The sequence below is a fragment of the Mesorhizobium sp. SARCC-RB16n genome (assembly GCF_008520305.1).
GTDB lineage: Bacteria > Pseudomonadota > Alphaproteobacteria > Rhizobiales > Rhizobiaceae > Mesorhizobium.
In genome coordinates this window covers 18,805-41,963 of the sequence record NZ_ML703282.1, presented here as the reverse complement: position 1 = coordinate 41,963, position 23,159 = coordinate 18,805, and the positions used below count along the sequence as shown (strand labels likewise).

Annotated in this window: 20 protein-coding genes; 10 read left to right on the top strand and 10 right to left on the bottom strand. The window is 63.8% G+C overall.

What is annotated here, in order from left to right:
• Window positions 1-78 precede the first annotated feature (78 nt).
• Genes C7I87_RS25745 through C7I87_RS25735 form a run of 3 tightly spaced genes read left to right on the top strand, consistent with a single transcriptional unit; the run spans window position 79 to window position 3,820 of the window.
• Window positions 79-1,695 (top strand): GMC family oxidoreductase, encoded by a 1,617-nt coding sequence (locus C7I87_RS25745; RefSeq protein ID WP_149906858.1) that lies wholly within the window; start codon window positions 79-81, stop codon window positions 1,693-1,695.
• Window positions 1,692-2,906, top strand: coding sequence for a mandelate racemase/muconate lactonizing enzyme family protein (locus tag C7I87_RS25740; protein ID WP_149906857.1), 1,215 nt, complete (start codon window positions 1,692-1,694; stop codon window positions 2,904-2,906). Before C7I87_RS25745 ends, C7I87_RS25740 begins: the two co-directional genes overlap by 4 nt.
• Window positions 2,903-3,820, top strand: coding sequence for an NAD(P)-dependent oxidoreductase (locus tag C7I87_RS25735; protein WP_149906856.1), 918 nt, complete (start codon window positions 2,903-2,905; stop codon window positions 3,818-3,820). The genes C7I87_RS25740 and C7I87_RS25735 overlap by 4 nt, the downstream gene beginning before the upstream one ends.
• A gap of 92 nt (window positions 3,821-3,912) precedes the next feature.
• On the opposite strand, the gene C7I87_RS25730 is transcribed toward C7I87_RS25735, so the two are convergent.
• Window positions 3,913-4,851, bottom strand: a complete 939-nt coding sequence (locus C7I87_RS25730) for a diacylglycerol/lipid kinase family protein (protein ID WP_149906855.1) — start codon at window positions 4,849-4,851, stop codon at window positions 3,913-3,915.
• Window positions 4,852-5,583: 732 nt separating this feature from the next.
• Between C7I87_RS25730 and C7I87_RS25725 the strand changes: the two genes are divergently transcribed.
• The 4 genes from C7I87_RS25725 to C7I87_RS25710 all read left to right on the top strand — a co-directional run bounded on the left by C7I87_RS25725 (window position 5,584) and on the right by C7I87_RS25710 (window position 8,826).
• Window positions 5,584-6,018, top strand: a complete 435-nt coding sequence (locus tag C7I87_RS25725) for a hypothetical protein (RefSeq protein ID WP_149906854.1) — start codon at window positions 5,584-5,586, stop codon at window positions 6,016-6,018.
• Between the two features lie 6 nt (window positions 6,019-6,024).
• Window positions 6,025-7,155 (top strand): hypothetical protein, encoded by a 1,131-nt coding sequence (locus tag C7I87_RS25720; RefSeq protein WP_149906853.1) that lies wholly within the window; start codon window positions 6,025-6,027, stop codon window positions 7,153-7,155.
• 15 nt (window positions 7,156-7,170) lie between these two features.
• Entirely contained in the window at window positions 7,171-8,169 is a 999-nt protein-coding gene (locus C7I87_RS25715) for an alpha/beta fold hydrolase (protein WP_149906852.1), read from the top strand.
• 135 nt (window positions 8,170-8,304) lie between these two features.
• Entirely contained in the window at window positions 8,305-8,826 is a 522-nt protein-coding gene (locus tag C7I87_RS25710) for a hypothetical protein (protein WP_149906851.1), read from the top strand.
• 6 nt (window positions 8,827-8,832) lie between these two features.
• Here the strand turns inward: C7I87_RS25710 and C7I87_RS25705 are convergent, their stop codons facing one another.
• The 3 genes from C7I87_RS25705 to C7I87_RS25695 form a co-directional block, all read right to left on the bottom strand.
• On the bottom strand, window positions 8,833-9,459 hold the full coding sequence (locus tag C7I87_RS25705) for a hypothetical protein (protein WP_149906850.1): 627 nt from the start codon (window positions 9,457-9,459) through the stop codon (window positions 8,833-8,835).
• A gap of 18 nt (window positions 9,460-9,477) precedes the next feature.
• Window positions 9,478-11,100, bottom strand: coding sequence for an FAD-binding oxidoreductase (locus tag C7I87_RS25700; RefSeq protein ID WP_149906849.1), 1,623 nt, complete (start codon window positions 11,098-11,100; stop codon window positions 9,478-9,480).
• 183 nt (window positions 11,101-11,283) lie between these two features.
• Entirely contained in the window at window positions 11,284-11,526 is a 243-nt protein-coding gene (locus tag C7I87_RS25695; protein WP_015316128.1) for a DUF1344 domain-containing protein, read from the bottom strand.
• A gap of 432 nt (window positions 11,527-11,958) precedes the next feature.
• On the opposite strand from C7I87_RS25695, the gene C7I87_RS25690 reads away from it, so the two are divergent.
• On the top strand, window positions 11,959-12,453 hold the full coding sequence (locus tag C7I87_RS25690; protein ID WP_149906848.1) for a YegJ family protein: 495 nt from the start codon (window positions 11,959-11,961) through the stop codon (window positions 12,451-12,453).
• Window positions 12,454-12,468: 15 nt separating this feature from the next.
• On the opposite strand, the gene C7I87_RS25685 is transcribed toward C7I87_RS25690, so the two are convergent.
• Entirely contained in the window at window positions 12,469-13,440 is a 972-nt protein-coding gene (locus tag C7I87_RS25685) for a DUF3137 domain-containing protein (protein WP_149906847.1), read from the bottom strand.
• 55 nt (window positions 13,441-13,495) lie between these two features.
• Window positions 13,496-14,572 (bottom strand): CapA family protein, encoded by a 1,077-nt coding sequence (locus tag C7I87_RS25680; protein WP_149906846.1) that lies wholly within the window; start codon window positions 14,570-14,572, stop codon window positions 13,496-13,498.
• A 147-nt stretch (window positions 14,573-14,719) separates the two neighbouring features.
• Here C7I87_RS25680 and C7I87_RS25675 point away from each other — a divergent pair, with 147 nt between their 5' ends.
• Window positions 14,720-15,976 carry a hypothetical protein gene (locus tag C7I87_RS25675; RefSeq protein WP_149906845.1) on the top strand — a complete coding sequence of 419 codons (1,257 nt, stop codon included), beginning with the start codon at window positions 14,720-14,722 and terminating at the stop codon, window positions 15,974-15,976.
• On the opposite strand, the gene C7I87_RS25670 is transcribed toward C7I87_RS25675, so the two are convergent.
• The 4 genes from C7I87_RS25670 to C7I87_RS25655 form a co-directional block, all read right to left on the bottom strand.
• Window positions 15,962-16,348, bottom strand: coding sequence for a hypothetical protein (locus tag C7I87_RS25670; RefSeq protein WP_246696408.1), 387 nt, complete (start codon window positions 16,346-16,348; stop codon window positions 15,962-15,964). The two genes, C7I87_RS25675 and C7I87_RS25670, sit on opposite strands and share 15 nt — an antisense overlap.
• Before the next feature lie 84 nt (window positions 16,349-16,432).
• Window positions 16,433-17,365: a hypothetical protein gene (locus C7I87_RS25665; protein WP_149906844.1), complete on the bottom strand. Its 933-nt coding sequence runs from the start codon at window positions 17,363-17,365 to the stop codon at window positions 16,433-16,435.
• On the bottom strand, window positions 17,365-20,067 hold the full coding sequence (locus C7I87_RS25660) for an MFS transporter (RefSeq protein WP_149906843.1): 2,703 nt from the start codon (window positions 20,065-20,067) through the stop codon (window positions 17,365-17,367). Before C7I87_RS25660 ends, C7I87_RS25665 begins: the two co-directional genes overlap by 1 nt.
• A gap of 51 nt (window positions 20,068-20,118) precedes the next feature.
• Entirely contained in the window at window positions 20,119-20,988 is an 870-nt protein-coding gene (locus C7I87_RS25655; protein ID WP_149906842.1) for a protein-L-isoaspartate O-methyltransferase family protein, read from the bottom strand.
• A gap of 525 nt (window positions 20,989-21,513) precedes the next feature.
• Between C7I87_RS25655 and C7I87_RS25650 the strand changes: the two genes are divergently transcribed.
• Entirely contained in the window at window positions 21,514-23,112 is a 1,599-nt protein-coding gene (locus C7I87_RS25650) for a DUF2778 domain-containing protein (protein WP_149906841.1), read from the top strand.
• Window positions 23,113-23,159: the final 47 nt, after the last annotated feature.

Here is a 23,159-nt window from a genome sequence, read left to right as displayed (position 1 = left end):
TGCCGGAAGGCGCGGCGACGAAGCGAACCCGGCGCGTCTAGGCTGCGGCCAAGATTTCCGGAGCCGTTCATTTCCATCATGCAGACCTATGACTTCATCATCGTCGGCTCAGGCTCGGCCGGCTCGGTTCTGGCCGACAAACTGTCGGCTTCGGGCCGTTTCTCGGTCCTGGTGCTGGAAGCCGGCGGCAGCGACCGCCGCTTCTACGTGCAGATGCCGCTCGGCTACGGCAAAACCTTCTTCGATCCTACGGTGAACTGGAACTATAAGGCCGAGCCGGATCCCGGCCTTGGCGGCAATGTCGACCACTGGCCACGCGGCAAGCTGCTCGGCGGGTCGAGTTCGATCAACGCCATGGTCTGGATCAGGGGCGCGCGCGAGGATTTCGACGACTGGCGCGACGCCGGCAATCCCGGCTGGGGCTATGACGATTTGCTGCCGGCCTTCAAGGCGCTCGAGGACAACGAGGCCGGCGCCGACAGATGGCGCGGCACTGGCGGCCCGCTGCATATCAGCGATACATCTGCTGCCGTCCATCCGCTGACGAAACGCTATCTCGCCGCCGGCCAGCAGGCCGGCCTGCCGCTCAATCCCGATTTCAACGGCGCCGCCCAGGAAGGCGTCGGCATCTATCAGATCTCGACCAAAAACGGCCGCCGCATGTCGGCCGCCCGCGCCTTCCTGCGCCCGGCGATGAAGCGCGCGAATGTGCGTGTCGAGACCAACGCGCTGGCAAGCCGGATCCTGTTCGAGGGCAAGCGTGCCGTCGGCGTCGAATATCTGCAGAACGGCGAGACCAAGACGGCCCGTGCCGGCCGCGAGGTCATCCTGTCCTCGGGTTCGATCAACTCGCCGCAGCTCATGCAGCTCTCCGGCGTCGGCCCCGCGGCATTGCTCAAAGGATTGGGCATCCCGGTCGTGCACGCCAACGAGAATGTCGGCGCCAATCTGCAGGACCATGTCGGCATCAACTACACCTTCAAGGGCAAGCTGCCGACGCTCAACCAGATCCTGCGTCCCTGGTGGGGCAAGCTGCTGGTCGGCATGCAATATGTCCTCACCCGCACCGGCCCGCTGTCGCTGTCGATGAATCATGGCGGCGGCTTCTTCCGCACCGACCCTGCGTTTTCCCGACCCAACATGCAGCTCTATTTCCAGGCCTTCTCGACCCTCATCCCGAAGAACGGCGAGCGTCCGATCCTGACGCCGGATCCGTGGCCCGGCTTCTCCATCGGCCTGTCCAACTGCCGGCCATCGAGCCGCGGCGAGATCATGATCCGCTCTGGCAATCCGCTGGATTATCCAAAAATCGTCGCCAACGCCTACTCGACCAATGCCGATGTCGACGAGATGCTGGCGGCGGTGAAATTCGTGCGCAAGATCGCCTCGATGCCCGCCATGGCCGAGATCATCGCCGAAGAGGTGTTGCCCGGCCCGTCGATCCAGTCCGACGCCGACCTGATCACGGATTTCAGAAAACGCTCCGGCACCGTCTATCACCCGGTTTCGACCTGCCGCATGGGACCTGATCCCTCGCGCTCCGTCGTCGATCCGCGCCTCAAGGTGCATGGCCTCGAAGGCTTGCGCATTATCGACGCTTCGATTTTTCCCGACAACATCACCGGCAACACCAACGCCGCCTCCGTCATGACCGGATGGAAGGGCGCCGAACTGGTTCTGGAGGACCATACATGAAGATCACCGACGTCAAGACCTGGGTTGTCGGCAACCCGCCGCCCGGCATCGGCGGCAAGTATTTCATCTTCGTCAAGCTGACCACCGACGGCGGTGTGGTCGGCTATGGCGAGGCCTACAACGCCACCTTCTCCGCCCACGTCACGGCCAGGATGATCGAGGACATGGCCGAGCGGTATCTGATCGGCCGCGATCCGCACGACATCGAGAATTTCTTCCGCCGCACCTATTCCTCAGGCTTCACCCAGCGTCCCGACGTCTCCGGCATGGGCTGTTTTTCCGCACTGGAAATGGCCTGCTGGGACATCATCGGCAAGGAAGCCGACAAGCCGGTCTATAAATTGCTCGGCGGCCAGGTGCACGAGACACTGCGCTCCTACACCTACCTCTATCCGCACACCGGCAGCGTCCATTCGGAGGACGCGCCGGACGGCAGGAATGTCTACAACGATCCTGAGATGGCAGCGGCCTGCGCGCTCGAATATGTCGAGCAGGGTTTCAATGCGGTCAAGCTCGACCCGGCCGGCCCCTACACCGCCTTCGACGGCCATCAGCCGCGCCTCATCGACATTGATGTCTCCACCCGCATGATCAAGGCGATCCGCGAGGCGGTCGGCACCCGCGCCGACATTTTGTTCGGCACGCATGGCCAGTTCACCGCGTCCGGCGCGCTGCGCCTGGCGCGCGCCATCGAACCCTATGATCCCTTGTGGTTCGAGGAGCCGGTGCCCCCAGACATGCCCGAAGTGATGGCGCAGGTCGCCCGCGCGACTTCGATCCCGATCGCCACCGGCGAGCGGCTGACGACGAAGTCAGAATTCGCCCGCGTCATCGAGAACCGCGCCGCGACCATCTTGCAGCCCGACCTCGGCCGCTCCGGCGGCATTCTCGAAACCAAGAAGATCGCCGCGATGGCCGAGGCCTACCACATCCAGGTCGCGCCGCATTGCTATTGCGGGCCGATTGTAGGTGCCGCCAACATCCAGCTCGCCGTGACGCTGCCGAACTTCCTCATCCTGGAATCGCTGAAGCAGTGGGATGGTTTCCACGCCACGCTCCTGAAGAAGAAGATCGAGTGGCAGGACGGAAATGTCATCCCCTCGAAGGAGCCCGGCCTCGGCGTCGAGCTCAACGAGGCGGTCTGCGACGCCCATCCCTACACCGGCAAGGACCTGCATCTGCAGATGATGCAGACGCCGTTGATGCCGTGAGCGAAAGCTACGCCTTCATCGGCCTTGGTCACCTCGGCGGCAACCTTGCCGCCAGCCTGATCCGCAACGGCTTTGCCGTGACGGTCCACGATCGCGACCCCGTCGCCGTCGAGCGCCTTGTCGCGCTCGGCGCCACGGCCGCCAACAGCCCGGCCGAAGCCGCCACCCGCGCCGGCAACGCCATAAGCTGCCTGCCCTCGCCAAAGGTCAGCGAAGCGGTGCTGGCCGGCCCGGGCGGGTTGCTGGAAGGCCTGCCCAAGGGCGGCACCTGGATCGAGATGTCGACCAACGGCCGCGACGAGATCGTGCGGCTTGCCGCCCTCGCCTCGGCCAAGGGGATCGAGACGTTGGAATGCCCGGTCACCGGCGGCGTGCATCTGGCGGCGGTCGGAAGAATCACCGCGCTGGTCGGCGGCGATGCCACTCTCTACGAGCGCCACCGCCCGGCCATCGAAGCGATGTGCGCCAAGTCGTTCCTGATGGGCCCGGTCGGCTCGGCGGCGGTGATCAAGGTGATCACCAATATGCTGGCCTTCATCCATCTGGTCGCCGCCGGCGAGGCGCTGATGCTTGCCAAACAAGGCGGGCTCGATCTCGCCCAATCCTACCACGCCATCGTGGCCTCCTCCGGCAACAGCTTCGTCCACGAGACCGAAAGCCAGCTCATCCTCAATGGCTCCTACGACATCGGCTTCACCATGGACCTGGCACTGAAGGATCTTGGTTTCGCGCTGACCATGGGCAGGGATTTCGGCGTGCCGCTCCAGCTGGCATCACATGTCAATGAGATATTCCAGATCGGCAAACAGGAATATGGCGGCGGCGCGTGGTCGACCCAGATCGTCAAGCTGTTGGAGGATACGGTCAGCTCCGACCTGCGCGCGCCCGGTTTCCCCGCCAAACTGGAAATCTGAAGCCGGTTAATTAATCGAACGATTTCGGTGCGTTGATCGGCGCGCCGGAATTACTTTATCAACTAATTGAATCAGACTCTCAGCTTCTTCAATCAATATCTCAGCGTCAACGCCCCGGGCAGGATCTCGAAAGTCGCCGGTATGCGCCCGGGCGACTCGCCGTCCACGTCGACCAGTGCACGATTCTTCTCGACATCGCCGAGCGGTTCGACAACCACTTTCCTGCCGCGCAGGATGGTGATCGCCGGATGGTTGCGGTGCCTTCCGCCATAGAGCAGCCTGATATCCCAGATCAGCTTCAGCTTGCCCGCCGCGCGCAAGATGACGATGTCGAACTGCCCGTCGGTCAGTTCCGCATCGGGCGCGATCATCATGCCGCCGCCGAAGAATTTGCCGTTGGCCACCGCCACGAGCGCCATGTGGGCCTCAACCGGGTCGCTGTCGTCAACGGTGATCCGCACGTCCTGGAAGCGGTAGCGAATGAACTCGGCCACGGTGCGCCACAGGAACAGCGCCTTGGCCGACACCTTGCCCTTGCGCTTGTCGGCGTTGACGGCTCGGTCGGTGGCGCCTGACAGGCCGAGGCTGGCGATGTTGATGAAATGCCGGCTGGCCAGGGCGCCATGGTCGTCGACATAGCAGATTCGGCCGGCATCGACCGTTCTTGCCTTGGCTTCGGCCATCCGTTTCAGCGTCGCGTCGATCGCCTTCGGCAGGCCGAGGCCGCGCGCGAAATCGATGCCGGCGCCGCAAGGCAGCAGGCCGAGTTCGGTCGTCCTGCCGCCCTCCTCGCGGGCCTGCAGCAAGCCGTCGGCCACTTCGCTCGCCGTACCGTCGCCGCCGGCCGCGATCACCAGGTCGAAACCGTTTGCCGCGAGATCGAGCGCCAGCCGCTCGGCGTCGCCCTCGGCCTGTGTTTCGCGCAGTTCGAAATCGCCGAAGTGCTTTTTCAGCGCGGCGGCGACATCGGGCCAATGCCGTTTCAGCCGGCCGCCACCGGCAATCGGATTGAGCACCACCCCGACCTTCACTATGCATCCTCCCCCGGGAAGGCGCCGGATAGGCGCGCCCGATCCTTTGCTGGCCCGATCCCTTTGCCGGCATTGAAACCCGCGCCTGTCGGCAGGACAAGGGGCATCGTCGGTTCGTTCGCCGAAAAAGCGGGCAGGCTGTCTAAGGCGTTCGCGCTCGAATTTCCCTGGCTTCTGGCATTGGTCCCCGCTAATCCCGCTATCCACAGGCTCAAGGCCATTCCCCGGAACCCTTACCGGACGTAAGTTCAACCCATCTCAGGCGGCTACCGATCGCCAAGCCGAAAGGCGAAGTGAAAGGCGGATTTCCTGAGGCCCGTACGGCCCGGAGCGACAGCAGGCTTGCCTGTTCGAGGGACGGAAGCCGAGACCTACGGGGCCGCGGAAAGCGTGCCAACGCCGACGGCGGACCGATGCTGCCATGAGGGACGGCAAAAACCTTCGATGGCACGCAGGGCAAAGCCCGCAAGGGCCAAGACCAGCGTGGTCTGGAACGGACGCCGCCCTCGGGTGGCCTCTGGCAGGACCGTCAAAATCAAGGCCGGCATGGCGCGACGACTTTACGGACGTTGCCGCCGCGACTGCGTCCTGATCTGACAGGGAGGCGCTGGGAGAAATCCCGGCGCCGACTGTCTTTTCCTATCCCACACAATTTTTACGGTGTTTCCGGTTGGGACTGCAACCGGCGCCAAAATCGGCTAACGTTCGGCGTCAGTTGAAGGGGGATACTTCATGACGCTGATCCAGAAGCTTGCCGTCGCCTATGCGTTCCTGTTCTTCGCGGTCGTGGCCATCGGCTACGTTCCGGCCTTCAACGATGCCGACGGCAATCTGTTCGGCCTGTTCTCCCTGCAATGGTACGACGACCTGCTGCACGCCTTCTCCGGCGTCTGGGCGCTGGCCGCCGCCTTCATCTCGCACCGCCAGACGATGTTCTATTTCAAGCTCTTCGGCTCGGTCTATCTGTTCGATGGCGTACTCGGGCTGATCACCGGCTCCGGCTGCCTCGATGCCGGCATCTTCATCAACGGCTTCCGCTCCCTCAACGACATCGAATTCCCCACCCGCTTCTTCGCCAACCTGCCGCATATCGTCATCGGCGGCATCGCCGTCTATATCGGCTTCCGGCTGTCGAAGCGCATCTACGACCACTTCGCCACAGCCTGACCGGCCATGCTCCTGTTCCGCTTGATAAAGCGCGTCATCAAGACGATCCTCTGGGTGATCGTCGTTGTTATCCTGATCCCGATCGCGGGACTCGCCTATGGCTTCCTGACGACGCCGTCGCTCGACAGGACGCCGCTGCCCGGCATTGCCGACGGCGCGCCGCCCAAGGCGCTGGCCGACAAGGTGCGCGCCGAGATCCCCGGCTACCAGCGGCCGGAGGAATCGACCTTCCTCACCTATCCGGAATGGGCGATCGTCTACGCGGCGCGCGAATATGCTGGTTTCGTCGCCAAGGACCAGCCGAGCGGCTTTCCCTATTGGTCCTATGTCGGCCGCTTCTGGCAGGATTACGCCACGGTGATCCGGGCCAGCTCTGCCTACAAGTTCAACTATGCCAACCACCAGATGCTGGTCGTCATCGGCACCAGTCATTCGATCGAGCATATCTTGCAATGGGCCTATGAAAACACGGTCGGCCGCATCACCGAGGCGGCATCGACCAAGCGCACCGCCGCCGACATCTACCAGGCCAAGGTGGCGGCGGATTATGCAGGCTTTCTCGACCAGGTGCCGTGGTACCAATTCCCGTATGCGCAAAAGCGCGCCGGGCTGTTCGCCGTGCAGCCGGCGCCTGGTGACAGTTCCGTCCGCACCAGCGAACGCAAGCTCGCCTTCGGCCTCGCCGACACCATCAAGCAAGGCTATGCCGACCTGATCAAAAAGGCGCTGGCCGCCACCTCCGATCCCGCTCTCCTCGATGTCCATGTCTGGGCCAAGGGGCCGGTCGGCGAGGCCACCCGCAACGAGCCCGACACCTTGCTGGAACGCGACTACGGCACTGACGGCACCGTCTTCGTCACGAAGCGCTATCAGGTCTTCACCGACATGATCCCGCGGCTGATCGACAAGGGCGTCTCCTTCGTCGAGATCGGCGGCAATGACGAGATCATGGTGACGATGCTGTCGACCGATTCGATCGCCGTCCCCGAGGGCATGCGCATCCTGTTCAGCTATCCGCTCCCGGCTGATCCCTCGACGCGCCGCACCGGCATGGTCGTGGCCGTGCGCAAGCTGCATCTGGTGCTGCCGTCGCTGATCAAGGCCGGCGCCCGGCTCGAACACGTCTACGACTACTGAGACGACGGCCCCGCCATGCGTAGACTGATCCGGATTGTCGGCTGGCTCGCGCTCATGCTGGTCGTGCTGATCGTTGTCGCGTTTGTCGGCTTTCGCGGCGCGGCGGCCTTGCGCGAGACGCTGTCGCCGCAGGAGGCGGCTCCGGCGGGAGCATTGTTCGCTACCGTCGACGGGCTGAAGATGCACTACCAGGTGTGGGGGCCGCCGGACGGGCCGCCGCTGCTTCTGTTCCACGGCACGGCGTCGTGGGCCGAAACCTACCGCGATGTCGCCGCGCCGCTGGGTGAACAGCGCTTTCGCGTGATCGCCGTCGACATGCCGCCCTTCGGTTATTCGGAAAGACCGGCCGACCAGGACTATTCGCGCGCCGCTCACGCCAGGCGTGTCCTCGGCTTCGCCGATGCGCTCGGCCTTCGTCATTTCAGCGTCGGCGTCCACTCTTATGGTGGTGGCGGCGTGATCGAAGCCGCCTTCTCGGCCCCGGATCGCATCGATGCGCTGATCCTGCTCGACGTGGCGATCGGGCTCGGCCAGACCGAGGCGCCCACCCTGCCGTTCGCATCTCTCCTGAAAAGGGACTGGCCACGCCAGCTCCTGACTGCCTCGACCTTCACCAATCCGCTGATGACCGGGTTCGGTTTGCGCCGGTTCATCGCGAACGACGATCTCGTCACGGCGGAGCGCATCGCCATCTACACGCGCCCGCTGAACGTCAAGGGCACCACCATTGCCGTTGGCCATTGGCTGTTCAGCGGCCTCTACAACGACGAGCGGAAATCGCTTGCCGCCAACAAGGCGAATTATCGCGCCTTCACACCGCCGGTTCTCGTCATCTGGGGACGAGAGGATTCGACCACGCCGCTGGCCCAGGGCGAAGAGATCGCCTCGCTGTTTCCACACGCCGAACTGGCCGTCCTCGACGGCGTCAACCACATCCCGCAGGTCGAGCGCCCGCACGACGTGGTGCGGCTGATCGCCAATTTCCTCAGACGGACCTTACCGGGCGCTGGATAGGCACACATTGCCACGCACATTCCACGGTCGAAGCCAAAATCCCGCCTTGTTCGCGCGCAATGGAGAATTGCGTTCGCCTGGAACGCGATATGCACCTGACTGGGCTGCCGGGGGGCATCTCGAAGGGACGAGACCGTGATCAAGACCGCCCTTGTCGCCATGACCATTGTCGGCTGCGACTGCGACGCCAAGCTGTGCGAATACATCGGCGAGACGCCGGCAAAGTGGTCGACCATCGCCGATTGCGAAGCCGCGATGAAAAGCCAGATCCTGCACGAGCGCAATTTCAACTACCCGCTGGTGTCCGGTATCTGCCGCACCAAGGGTTCGGCGTCCTCATCGCACCTGGCCGCCATCGCATCGGGCCCGGAACTGAAGCCCACCAGCAAGATCGCCAGAACGGAAAGCCCGCTGCCGCCGGAGCTCAGCCATCGGCCGAGCGTCCCCGTCGGATCGCCGACGACGGCCCTGGACGCGGCCGCTGCCCGGCCCGTGGCCTATGAGCAGGTGGTCGATGGCGGAACCGGCGTGCTCTATCGCACGAAGAACGGCTACGCCGTGGTCAAGACCGACCTTGGCCGCGCCGCATCGGCGACCGCCGACGCGGCAAAGCGCTCGGTGAACTGGCTGACCGGCCTGATGCCCAGCAAGCTCTAGGCCGAGCTACATCTTTACCTTGAGGCTCTGCCAGAACTTGTCGATCAGCGGCTTCTCGGTCGCCGCATCCTCGCCGGCGACGCGTGTGATGAACAAAAGCCCCTGGTCGGCGAGACCGTAGCCGACGATCTCGAAATAAGCGGTGTCGGTGCGGGTCTTCACCTCGGCGGTGATGCCGGTCAACGCCTTGCCGTCCGCGAGCTTGCGCGTCGTCGGCTGCTGCGTCAGCTCGGCACCCGCCTTGACCGATTCCCTGGTCATCTCCTGCAGCATCAGCTGGTTGAGCGATACGGGGTTCATCTTGCCGTATTCCTGCACCACGACGATCGTGCCCAGCGCCGAGGCCATCAGATATTGCGTGATGTTCTCGCCGAGATCTGTCTTGGTCACCGAAATGCCGCTCGGATGATTGAAGGAGAAACTGCCGCCGGAAAAGGTGGCGAAGTCGTTCTTGTCGAGCTTCACCTCGACCTGTTTGCCGTCAGGCAACGTCACGTTGGCGCTCTCGCCGGCGTCGATATCCACAGTCTTCCCATCGATCGTCAGCCTGAAGGCCTTCAGATCTTCCGCCCCCGCCGGTCCAGCGCAAAGCGCGATGAAGGCGAGCAACGCCGCCGCTGATCCCATCCGCATGGAATTCTCCTCTGGCTGCTAAGCCACCCCGCTCAACGCCTTGATGGCACGGTAGAAGGTCGAGGAAAACAGTTCCGTCGGGTCATGGTGCCGCTTTGCCGCCAGGAAGGCGGGCAGTTCGGGATAGGACGCCAGCAGCTCCTTGGCCGTATAGTGCAACTGGTAGGGCAGGAAGAACCGCCCGCCATGCTTGATCGTCACGTCGATCAGCGCTCGCGTCAGCGCCCGCATCCTGGCGTTGCCATCGGCATCGGCCGGCTGGTTGATATAGAGCACCAGCGAATAGGCCGGCTCGGGCGCGTAGGTCAGCGCCACGTCCTCCTTGTGGACGATGCGCACCGAAGCGTTGAGCACCGGCAGATCCTGGTTGCGCAGGATCGCGCGCGCTTCCGCGATGAACTCGACATAGGCCGCGCGAGGAATAAAATATTCGTGCAGTATGTCGGTCTCGTTCATCAGGTCGTTGAACAGGTACGGCACCGAATCGTGCATCGGGTTGTTGCGGGTGACGAGGCAGGCCTCGCCCTCGGCAAGCGCCGAGGTACGCGGCACCGTGCAGCTCTCGAATTTCGGCTCCAGCGTCTTTTCGGTGAACCATTTCAGTTCCTGGAACGCACTGCCCCATTTGGCCATGTTCATGATCACCCGCTTCAGGCCGACGCCATCGGGTTCACCGAGTGCCGGCTGGTCGGCCGGCGGCTGCTCCGCCACCTTGTCGTAACGGTAGACGATCATGTCCTCGAGGAAATTGCCCGGCGCCGTCGACAGATGGCCGTAGAACAGGCCGATGTCCTTGTTCGGCTCCAGCACCTCGGCGAAGAATTTCGGGAAATCGTCGGATCTGATGATCTCGCGCGAGGTGCGGTAGACGGCATTGTCGACGATATCGAGCGTCGCCTCCAGCACCACGCCGAACAGACCGTAGCCGCCGACGACATGGCGGAACAGCTCGCTGTTGTCGGCTGGCGAGCAGGTGGTCACCGACCCGTCGGCCAACATCACCCGCATCGAGCGGATCGAGCCGGCCACCGAGCCCGCCTGATGGTCCATGCCATGCGCGTTCACCGACAGCGAGCCGCCGACCGAAAAAATGTCGGTCGACTGCATCGCCTTCACCGCGAAGCGCGGATGCAGCATGGTCTGGATGTCGTGCCAGCGCGCGCCCGGCTGCAAGGTCATTGTCTTGGCCGCGGCGTCCACCGTGACCTTGTTGAACGTTCTGAGGTCGAGAACCAGCGCATTGTCGTCGAAGGCATGCCCGCCCATCGAATGGCGGATGGCCGCCAGCGACACTTTCAGCCCGTTGGCACGCGCGAAGGCCAGCGCCTTGGCGATGTGCTCTTCCTCGCTGACCTCGACGACACCGTAGACCGGTGTCCTCGACAGGCCGCTGGCATCGTTGATGTCGCCGCCTTTTGCCAGCCAGGGCAGCGACGGATCGAAGGCCGGCGGGCTGGCGATCGGCTTCAGCGGCAGCGCGATGCCGTCTATATCGGCGATGCGTCCGGTGTTCTTCGGCCCTGACGGGCCCCGCGCCAGCCGCGCCACGGTGGTGCCGCCCCACAGTACGGCGCCGCCGAAGACAGCCGCCCCCAGCAGCAGCCGCCGCGACAGGCGAAATCCTTTTTGTTTGTCAGCCATGCAGATCCCCCGTAGGCCAAGGGATAGCGCGGCCTTTCAGTGAAGGCCATAGCGGCGCTGCCGGAACGGTGTTCCGCCACCGTTGTCGCCTGGCGGTGAGCGAGCGAGGTTATGAAAATGGCCGATCCCCGAAGGGACCGGCCAAAATTGGAGCAGGGTCTCAAAAGTCCGGTCGGCAGGTCTCTACGAAGCCTTCTTGATCGACGTCACCATGCCGGTCTTGTCGTCGACAGTCACCGCCACCTTGGCGCCGACCTTCAATTTGCCGACCGACGCATCGGGCGACAACTGGTAGATCTTGCCGTCGTCGAGTGTGACCGACTTGGTCGTCGGATCGACCGCCTGGATGGTGCCCTGAACGGTCGCGGCATAGGCCGTGCCGAGGAAGGCGAGCAGAGCGGCGGTGGTTGCGAGGGTCTTCTTCATGGATAGCACTCCGTGCTGTTTCGGTTTTCCGGTACGCCTTGGGAGAGGGCAGCACCGAACGGCCCGAGACTGGGGCGGAAAGCGCGCTGTCCGCAAATCACGTTGGGTGAATTTTTGCAAAGGAAATCATCGGCTTAATTCCGACACAATAGCCTCCGAGCCCCCCGATGCCGACAGCTTGCCCTACCTCATGGGAGGCTTTGTCCGCGCGAAAAGAGTCGTTTGACGGATTGCGGCTCGCGCCGTCGGCGATCACGCGGCCGCCGCAATCCCTTCCGGGCCGCATCACGAAACAGGACTTCGATTTTTCATCGGTACACATTTTATGTCGTGCGCGGATCGAGCATCCTGCCCGGCGGAGCTGAATTTCGCGCTTAGGTTGCAAAGTCAAAGCGAATGCGGGATGGTGTCGCGTTGCATAGAGGGACTTCCATGAGAATCGCCGTCCGGACCACCCTATCCCTGATGCTGGCTATCTTGCCGGGCCTGGCCGACGCGCAAGGCGCCGATCCGGGTGACGACAAGACGATGATCTTTGCTCCAGATGATCCCGACATGGCGGCGGCGACCGCGCGGGTGCTCGCCAGCCTGGATGAATTCCTGGCCCTGTCCGAAACACCTCCGTCCGGCACCGACAGGTTCAAGCTGAAGGTCAAGGTGCGGGACGGCAACGTCACCGAACACTTCTGGCTCATTCCCTTCCGTCGCACGGAGACCGGATTTGTCGGCATATTGGCGAACGAACCGGAGCAAGTGCGCAACGTCGTGCTCGGCCAGAATATCGAATTCACGCGCGACGATATTTCCGACTGGGGTTACACCAGGGACGGCCGTCAGGTCGGCAGCTTCACCGTCTGTGTGATGTTCAAGAGAACGTCCAAGGAAGAGGCGGACTATATGCGTGGCAAATACGGCTTCGACTGCTGAGCCTGCTTCGGCCTATCAAATCGCCACGTCCTTCGCGCCGATCTTCCTCACCAGTGCCGCCGTCGCCAGCATCGCGCCTATGTCCGAGATCATCGGCGCGACATGGGTCTGGTAGTCCAGCGGCACCGAAATGGCGGGCAGTTCGAAGAAGTTCTTCGGTTGCGGCAGGAGCAAGAACCCGTCGCCGCCATTGAGGGCGACACGCGCCGGCTCGTCCGGCCAGGTTTCGCCGAGCCATTTCAGCGCCTGCGCCAGCCGGCCGGTCACCAGCGGCCGCGCCGCCTCGACATTGTCGGTGCGGAACTCGTACGCGGCGTCGAGTTCCGGCACGCCGGACGGCAGTTCCTGCATCTTTGCCGCGAACATGCCGCGGAAAAAGCCGATGACGCCACTGGCACGTCGCGCCGCCACCAATATTCCAGGAAACGGCTCGATGGCTTCGAAGGCGACGACGACACCCTTGAACGTGGTGGCCTTGTTCCTGGTGGCGCCTCCATCCCAAAGATGGGCTTCGTATAGCTCGAAGGCAAATCCGTCATAGCGTCCCGAGATGATGTCGTCGAAGCGACTCATGGTGAAACCGCCGACCGTCTCGCGCGGCAATCGGTCAAAGGAATGCGGCGTCACGTCGTGCTGGTAGCGCAGATCCCCAATGAAGCCGAAGATGATCGGCATCAGCGTCTGGCGAAACGATTGCTGCAGTCGCGCTACCGGCCTGATTGCCCTGAAATAGAGGACGATCGCCACCACGAAGCCGATGACATAGAGAAACACATGCGGCGGCGAGAACCATTGCTCGTGGGGATCGGCGACCTTGTTGAACAGCCAGGCAATGAGCGCGACGACGACCACCACAAGGCCAACGAACAACGGCACGCGCCACCTGACTCCGCGCGCCACCGAGGCCCTTTTCGCTTCGTAGGTCTCGATGTCCTTCTTGATGGTCGCGATGTCGGCCGCGCCCGGCATGAAATCCGCTGTTTCCATCGCCATCCCCCGCCGCCAGTGTTGCCGCATGATAGCCAGTTTTGTCGGAATGACGCTAGCCGGACGAAGCCGTGCCCCCTTCTCCTCCAGAGCGAGAAGGGAAGATCGCGGCCAGCCGGCCCTCGATTTTTTGCCGCATCGGCACGTTCAATGCTTCCACCGGCAGCAGGCGCTCATGGTCTCCCGCACGCAGGCGAACAAACGGATAGAACCGGTAAGACGCAACAGCTCCCCGCGTCTTCGCGTCAGCGCTGACGTCGACGATGAAAATCCCGCCAATCCGCCCCGGCCATGGCTGGCGGGCAAAGGCGGTGCCGAGGAAATCGCCGAGCCCATAAGCAACCACCGTCCCGCCGATCCGCTCGACCGGCTGCACGACATGGGCATGATGGCCGGCGATCAGCCCGATGCCTTGCCCGGCCAGCCGCCGCGCCAACGCCTGTGTTCCGGCACGCGGAAAATGCCGGAATTCCCAGTCCCAGTGCGGCACGGCGCAGAGGAGATCGACCCCTGCGCTCGCCTCTCGCGGCCAGCGGGCCGGATCGCCTTCCATCAAGACGCGGCCGGCAAACAAGGCCTCGTCGGCGTTGCGCCAGAGCGTGAAAGCGGCGAAACCGAGAGCGAGCGGCCCGGCCGCGAAGCGTTCGACCGGACCATTGGCGGCCAGGCCGATGGTGCGGATATCGAGCCGCCTCAGCGCCGCCACCGTCGCGTCGAAGCCGGCGACACCCTGGTCGAACACATGATTGTTGGCCAGCGACAGCACCAGTTTTTCGCGCCCGATGCCGACCGCCGCCAGCGCCTCCGCAAGAAAGCGTTCGCTCATCGCATGATGCGTGCCGAGCCTGGTTCCCAGTACCGCGCTCGGCCTGTCAACGATCGGGCTTTCACAATTGCCGATCACCAGGTCGGCTGCTCCAAGCAGCGCCTTGATCGCCGGATCGCAGTCGGGCGCACTCCGGTTGGCGACCGCCGAGATGTCGCCGATGAAAGCCAGCCGCACCGTCTCTCCCGGTAGCGGGTCCATCAGCGTCCCCGCGATCGGCGCAAACCCTGTGGCGTCACCGAAGAGCGACGGTTTCAGGAAACGCGGCAGCCAGGACAGTTTGTAGGAGAGCGGATAGTTCGACACGCAATGTCCAATCGTTTGCCTTGTTTAGACTGTCCTGTGTGCAGGTTGAAGCCGTCGGCGATCAACGATGCGGACAGCGCATCGGCGCCGACAGGCGCGACGTCGTAAATCTGTGTATGGTCGCCGGCGACAAATGGGAGGGAAAAGATGACACGAATAGCAAACCTGCTGGCGTCCGCCTTCATTGTGCTTGTGCCCTTGTCTTCCGCCAGCGCGGCCATGCCCGAAGCGGCAACCGCTTTGTTCGAGGCAAAGACCGTCGCCGCGCGCGACAGCGCCCTGTCGACACTGGAAGCTGCCGCGCCGAAGGATCCAGCGTCGGCCTATGCGGCAGGCGCCGGCGAATTCTTCACCGCGCTGGAACTGCTGGCCAGCGGCCTGCACCGCCATGGTTTCGAGAGCCCGCAATCCTTCATGCTGCCGCTGATGCAGCTGCCGGTGCCGCCCAATCCCAACCCCGAGCCGCTGACCTATGAAGAATTCCGCGCCATCCTGGTCGCCTTCCGTGACCGGCTGGAGAAATCCACCACCACGCTTGGCTCGGTGCCGGCCGATGCCGATATCGGCATGGTCATCGACCTCACCCATGTCGGCATCGACCTCGACGAGGACGGCACGATCGCGCCTGGTGAGAGCATGGCGGCGATCATGGCCGCGCTGTCGCACGGCAGCATCTCGCAGGGCGATGCCGCACCCGCGCTCACCTTCCGCTTCGACCGCGCCGACGGCTACTGGCTGCAGGGCTATGCCGAGTTCCTGATGGCGCAGGCCGATTTCTGGCTGGCGCACGATTTCAGGAGCACATTCGACGGCTCGTTCCACATGCTGTTCCCGCGCGCCAAGCTGCCGTTGCAGGACATTCTCGTGCCGCCGCCAAGCGAGACGGGCACGAGCATCTTCTCGTCGGAATGGCGCATCGCCGATTTCATCTCGATGGTGCACCTCATCAATTGGCCGGTGGTCGAGCCGGAGCGCCGCAAGGCGGCGCGCAGGGAATTGCTCGAAATGATCCGGCTGTCGCGCGAGGACTGGAAGGCGATCCGCGCCGAGACCGACAATGACCGCGAATGGCTGCCCGGCCCGCAGCAGAAGGGCGAGAACCCGCTCACCGGCCTCGAAGTCGGCGAGGAGCAGGTCCAGGCCTGGCTCGCCGCCTTGACCATGGCCGAGGACCTGCTCGAAGGCCGCGCGCTGCTGCCGCACTTCCGCATCACCGGCAAGGGCATCAACATGAAGCGTTTCTTTGATGAGCCAAAACCCTTCGACCTGGTGCTGTCGATCACTGGCCCCGGCATCGCGCCTTACCTCGAAACCGGCAAGATCCTGACCAGCGAGGATTTCGACCAGATCCAGCGCGAGTTCGGCGGCGGAGGTTTTTTGACGTTCGCGCTATGGTTCAACTGAGAGTGGCTTGGGCTCCTCGCTCCCACAAAGCGGGTCCAAGAAACCCAAGTCCTGCATGTTCGGCAGCCAGACGATTCGGGCCATGCCGCGACGATCAGAAGAACCGGCGTTGGAGCCGCAGGAGCCCAGCCTAACCACCGCTATGAGCGCGTTCGATATCGCGCCCACCGCGCCACTCATCCAGGCGATGTCGCCGGATTGACCAAGGACCACCGAGGGATAGCCGACAGCGATCACGACAATCGCCACCACCAATCCAAGCCAGCCCGCGCCCGGCCGCCTGGCCAACCGGCTAAGGAAATAGGCGATCGCGACCAGCACGATCCTGAGCGGGTCCAGTATCTGGGCAATGACAATGGCGGTCAGAAGCATGGCCGGGCACTAAGCTTCAAAACCAGACCTTTCAAGAGGCGGGGCTCACGGGATTCAGCTCAGCCGGCCTGATATCGACAGGTCCTAACGCGCGAATCCGTGCAGCCGGGCCAGCAGCCATTGCAGCGGATTGTTCACGAATGCCTTGGTGACGAAGCTGTCGTGAGCGGCGTCGCTGGCCAGCAGAGCGACGGTGCCGGCTTCAAGCCGCCGCGGCGGATCGGCGCTTGCATCGATGTCCTTGCCTGCCAGCGCCTGCCTGATCTCGACATTGCCCGAGGCCGATGATTTGCCATAAGCGCTGACGAAGAAACTCTTCCTGTGATGCGCGATCCAGTCGGCGAAGATGTCGGCCTCGTCGAACACGGCGTCGAGCAGGATGACCCCGAGCAGGCGCCCGCCAATGTCACCATTCCCAAGCACGGAGGCCGCCGGATTGTAGCCGCCGCTATAGGCGACCAACACCACCGGCATCGCCTCGAATTTCGCCGTCTTGGCGCCGGTCAGCTTGGCCAGGCCTTGCGCTGCTTCCGCCATGAACCCCGCAAAAAAACCAGGCGCCCAGAAATTGCCGGCGCTGGAATCCTGCGCGTCGCGGGCGAATTGCGGCGCCACCAGCACGGCGTTGAGGCCTGAAGCCTCGACCTGCGCGACGACGCGCTGGCGCCCGACCACGTCGCGCTGCAACGTCGCGCCGTTGCCATGGAAGAACACGACGATAACGGCCGACCTGGCGGGATCAAAGCCTTTGGGCACCGCGAGCAGCGTCGAGCGGTCGGAATAGGTCTCGTCTTCCCAGTAAATACCGCCGCGTGGCGAGGTGTGGCCGTGCCGGCCGTTCGCATCGACGTCGAGAAATGCCGCGGAGCCGTCGGGCAGCTTGCCGCGATAGGGAAACGGCGACGTCTTGAACGGCACGATGGTCGAGATCGCCTTGTGCGAGCGCGCCCCCTCACTCGCCACCGGAAACGCCGCCGTGGCCAGCAGTCCGGCGACGATGGCGCGCCGGTCCGGCATCAGGCGGACACCATCCGGAGAGTCGGCGCCTTTGACGGCAAGAGCACGGCAAAGAACGCCGGAATGGCGACGAAATAGGCGATCGCTGCCCATTGCAGGACGGCACTGAGGCCGAAGCTGGTTGCGACGATCGGCACGGCGGCCGAGCCGATGACCGAGAAGCAGCCATTGATGCCCCAGGCCCAGACGAACAGATGTTCCTTGCCGAGCCGCGCCAGCCAGGTCATGGCGGTGGCCATCGGCATGCCCATCAGGAAGGCCGGCGGCGACACCAGCAGGAAGCAGAGCAGCAGCCTGATGGCATAGGGATAGGCGCCGATCCGATCGAGCACGGGCGACAAGGTGAAGCCGTAGGCCAGCAAAAGCACGCAGATTGCTAGCAGCACCACCGGCAGCAGCATCCTGGCGCGGTCGAAGATGCGCTCGGCGAACAGGCTGCCGAGACCGGAAAACACCAGCATCGAGGAGATCAGCACCGAGGCCGAAACGGTCGGGTTGGCCAGCGCCACGGTGAATCGGCTGATCAGCCCGACCTCGACCATGATGTAGCCTAGGCCGAGGCAAGCGAAATAGAGGATGGTGCCGAGCTTGCCGCGCGAGCGCGAGAACACGATGCGCCAGCCGAAGATGACCGGCAGCAGCACCAGCGACGCTGCCGTGATGCAGGCGATGCCGAGCGTCGCCCAGATCAAGAGATAGCCCCAGTCGTCCTGGAACAGGTCGAGCCGGTCGAGCGTGCGCGGCAGGTCGGCGACCTTCACATAGGCCGCGAAATAGGGTTGGTCATTGCTCAGCGCACGCGCGTCGAAGACATAATCGCTGGCGAGCTTTTCCCAGCCGCCAGTCAGAAGCGCGTGCCAGGTCATGCGCTGCAGTTCCGTCGTCGGCAACACCTGCGGACCGGCATCGCCGCCGGCATCCGCGCAGGCATCGAGCGTCGGATCGGCCGGTGCGGTTGGATCGCAGTCGGGATTCCCCGGCGCGGTCGGGTCGGCGGATGCCGACGCATCGGCGGGTTGCGTCAGCGCCGCATCCTGCCCGCTGCCGAAGATCGAGGCGCGGTAATCATCGAGCACTTTTTGTGCCCCCGAGCCGTCATAAACCATTCCTGGATAATAGACCTCCTCCCAGGACATCGATTTCGTGTAGTCGCGCAGCGTCTTGATTTCAGTTTCGGTGAAGCCGCCGCGCTTGAACAGCACGGTCGTGGTCGAGAGATAACTCGACACGGCGAAAATGTCGTTTGCGGCACCTTGACGGTCGAATGTCTTGGCCGCCTCGGCGACGGTCGAATAGAGCTTGAGCACTGATTTCGGCGGCTCTTCCTTGTTCCACAAGGTGATCGACAGCACGCCGCCATCGGCGAGCGCGTGCATGTAGCTCAGCATCGCCTCGCGCGTGTAGGCGTATTTCTCCGAAATGGCGAAGCCACCGGGATTGGACAGGCCGACACTGTCGGCGAGGCTGAGGTCGATGACATCGTAGCGCTCGGCCGTGTTGGCGAGGAACAGGCGCCCGTCATAGTCGACCACCTTGAGCCGCAGCTCGGCCAGTATATTGCCGGTGACATCCCTGAGGATCGGATCGCGGAACGCCCGCAACGTCATCGGGTTGCTCTCGGCGACGGTCACCGAGGTCGAACCGGCATTGAGCGCGGCTTGCGTGGAAATGCCGCCGCCGAACTGCACGACGAATGTCTTGGGCTTCTCCTTGATGACATAGGGATAGTGCATCGGCAGGTAGCGGAAATAGACCTGCTCGGCCGGCGCCAGGTTGCGCATAATGCCTTCCGGCCCATCGCCGTCGCGATACATGCCGACATAGGTGTTGGCCGGCACCTCGGGCATGCCGAAGGCGGCATTGTCGCTCAGGCCCGGCGCGAAATGCATGTAGGAGCTGGCATAGACTTGCAGGTCGCCGAACGGCGAGACGCTGCGGTAGATGCGCCTGCCGTCCGGGAAATTGCGGGCATAGGCGACGCCCTTGTATTGCGAGACGGTGATGTCGGGTATGCCTGTGAGCCCGGGCAGCATGAGGCAGCCTGATATCGACAGCGCCGCGACCACGGCACCGGCAACAACGCTCTTCCACGCGCCGAACGCGATGAACCACAAGAGCGAGCCGCCGGCCCACAGCAGCAGTGGAACGACGATGATGGTTTCGGGCGCGAACAGATACAGCGACACCAGCACGACGAGGCCGGCAAGCCCCGAGCCGGTGAGGTCGGCGAAATAGACGCGGCCGAAGGCGGTGCGGCTTTTCAGGAAGACGATGCCGAGGAAGAAGGCGCCGGCCAGGAACGGCAGGAGATAAAGCAGGAAATTGGCGAGTAGCCGCCATTTCTGCTGGGGATCGGAAACCAGGAAGATGGCATTGAACGGCACCGTCTGCGCGATGAGGTTGGAGCCGACGGCGAGCGGGCCGACCAGCAACAGGGCCACTGTTGCCGCGCCTTGCCAGTGGCGGTCGAACCAGCCCTTGCCGGCAAAGATGACGACGCTGGACAAGGAGAAACCGAGCATGGCGAGGCTGACCACCAGCGAGCCGAAATGCGACCAACTGCCCACGGCGAACACGCGCATGACTGCGATCTGCAGGGCGATGATGGCGCCGGCGATCAGCCCGACCGCGAGATAGTGCGCAAGCCTTGGCGCCTCCAGCGAAGCGATGCCTGGTCGAGAGATCGATACGACGGCTGCCATTCAGGCCCCTTGATGCGAAATTCAGCAAGGCCGGTGCCGCCGCGCGGCAACTCAGCCGTTATGCGTGCCGACGATCTGGTCGCCTTCCAGCTTGGTGAAAGGCACGAAAGGCACCACCTTGCCGTTATAGATGTCCGAGCGGACGATGTTGAACGTGCCGTCGGCAAGCTGCTGCTTGATCACTTTGAGCACATGCTGGGCGCCCGGCGGACCGACCGGAATGACCATGACGCCATTGGGCTTGAGCTGCTGCAGCAGCGATGGCGGAATATGGTCGATGCCGCAGGTGACGATGATCTTGTCGAACGGACCGACGCTCTCCCAGCCATAATAGCCGTCGGCATTGCGGCTGGTGACCGAGCCGAACTCGCCGTAGCCGCGTTCGATCAGCCCGTCATAGGTACGGCGGGTGCGCTGCGCCAGCGGATTGATGATCTCGATCGTGTGCACCCTGTCGGTGAGGTTGGCCAGATAGGCCGCCTGGTAGCCCGAGCCGGTGCCGATCTCGAGCACGGACTCGCCGAACTGCACGTCGATGGACGTCGTCATGCGCCCGACCAGATGCGGGCCTGAAATCGTCACACCATAACCGATGTCGAGGAAGGCATGGTCATAGGCGCGGCCCAGATTCTGCGGCAGCACGAACTCCTCGCGTGGCGTCAGCAGGAAGGCGCGCTTGTTGCGGTCGTCCAGGACGTCCTTGTTGTAGACCATGATCTGGAAGCGATCGAAGCGCTCCGCAAGCAATTTCGGATCCTCGCCGCGATTGGCCACCATCCAGTCGATGAACGACTTCTTGTCCTTGAACGGCACCTCCGCATTGCGGTCATAGGGAACCGGTACGGCAGCCTTGACGGCGGCCGGAAGAATGGAAAACGCCGCAGCTCCCGCCGACAGCGCCAAGACGTCCCGACGCTTCATGGAAAGCCTCCAAAAGTAGCCTTTGCCATCTTAAACCGAGCACCTGACCGGAGTGCACCGCCTCCCAAAACGAGTCAATCGGCCGCCGGGAGGGCGATCCTCCGGGCCGAAAAATTGTGGCAGGACGGCAACAGTATTTGCGGACGCCGGTGGTGTTTGCAGCGGCGCGGCCGACGCACGTCGGCGTGCCTCATTGTCGCGGAAAGCCCCCAAGCGTCTTTTTGCGAAGATTAGCAGAGGCTGTTTTGCTTGACTCGGCAGGCAAAAACAGGCAGCAAAACAGCCTTGGAAGGGCTGCAATACCGCGTGCATGGTCGTGGACAAGCCTTTTTCGGCACAAAGTCCACGTCTCTCCATTGGTTTTGAGAGGGATTGGTTAACCAACTTTGTCCATATTTTGAAGCAATCGGCAACTAACGACAGGCGCGGCAAACGCGTCGGGGACCACCTGGGATCACTCACAGAATGGTCGTCGCGGCTATCACAGCCGCGGACGTGGGAGCCGATTGGAGCAAGATTGGTTGCATGGCGTTCTTGAGTAGAAAAATTGTCGGGGACAAGCGTTGGGAGGGCGACACCGCCTGCGACGCGCCACGTTCCTCATCCTTCAACCCTGAACGGATCGTCCGCTGGGTCGCGGTGCCCGGCGCCAGCGCTGCCGTTGGCCTGTGGCTGATCGGGACCATGGTTGGTCTCAGTTCCGTCGGCGCCTCGCTGTCGGCCACGTCGAGCGGCCTGCCGCAGACGCTGTCCATGCCGGGCTCGCTGGCTCTCGCCGATCCGCTGAAACAGCATTTCCTCAGCTCTTCCGCGCCCTTCGTGATGGCCAATGCCCATGGCGGCACGCAGGCGCTGCACGACCATGCCGTGCAGTGCGGCGCCAGCTGCTTCAAGCTGGCGGCGGTAACCTCACATGCGGAGAAATCCGGGCGCCTAGTGGCACAGGCCAAGTCAACGCCGGCGAAGTCGAAATCGCAGCAGCGCTTCGAGCTGATGGAAGCGTCGCTGTCGCCGACAAAGCTCGCCGCTGCCTTCGCCGGCGCGGGAAAGCCGGCGACCGCGGCCAGCACCCGTCCCGTGATTTCCAGCGCCGCCCCGCAGATCACCGAGGCGTCCCTCGTGCCGTCCGTCCAGGTCATGGCCAGCCTGTCCAACGACATGCCGGCTCCGGCTGCGGAACGTTTCGCCCGCGCCGATACGGGTTCGGTGGTGCAGACCGCGCCGGCGCCGATGGGCTTTGCCCAGTCGGAAACGCCTGATAACGCGCAGCTGGCGCTTGCCCTGGTCGAGTCGATGCCTGTCGAGGACGAAGCCTTCGCCTCGCCGCTGCCGATGACCGAATCTTCGCCTGATGTCGCGGTTGCGCCGGTCGAGACCCAGCAGCAACAGCCCGGCGACTCCGCCTCGCTGCCAGATGCGCTCACCGACGATGTGCCGCTGCCGACCCGCCGCCCGCAATATGACGCGCCACAGCGGGCCAGGGTGGTGGAAGAGGACAAGCCGGCAGCACAGCCCAAGACTTTGGAGCAGAAGCCGGCGCCCCAGCCGAAGCCCGTGCAGCAAGCCAGGCAGCCGGCCCGGCAAGGCCGGACCCGCGACGGTGGCGACGTGCTGGCCTACGCCAAACCGGACACGCCTTCGGGCGGCCTCGGCCAGGCGTTCAGGAACCTGTTCAACGGCCCGAGCGCCGGAAGCGGCGCTGGCCACGGCGTCGCCGTCTACGACATCAGCGCCAAGACAGTCTACATGCCCGACGGCCAGCGGCTCGAGGCGCATTCCGGCCTAGGCGCCATGGTCGACCAGCCACGCTATGTCGACGTGAAGGATCGCGGCCCGACACCGCCCAACACCTACAATCTGTCGCTGCGTGAATCGCGCTTCCATGGCGTCGAGGCCATCCGCCTGACCCCGACGAGCGGCGGCAACAAATACAACCGCACCGGCCTGCTCGCGCATACCTACATGCTGCGCGGCGGCCGCGCCGAGTCCAATGGCTGCGTCGTCTTCAGGGATTATTCCCGCTTCCTCGCCGCCTTCAAGAAGGGCAAGGTCACCCGGCTCGTCGTGGTGCCGCGCTTGAACGGATCGCCGACCCGCGTGGCGGACAACGCGCGCGGCGCCTGACCCCGGGGGCAAGCGCGCGACACCTCCCGGCTCCTGACAGCCTGCTG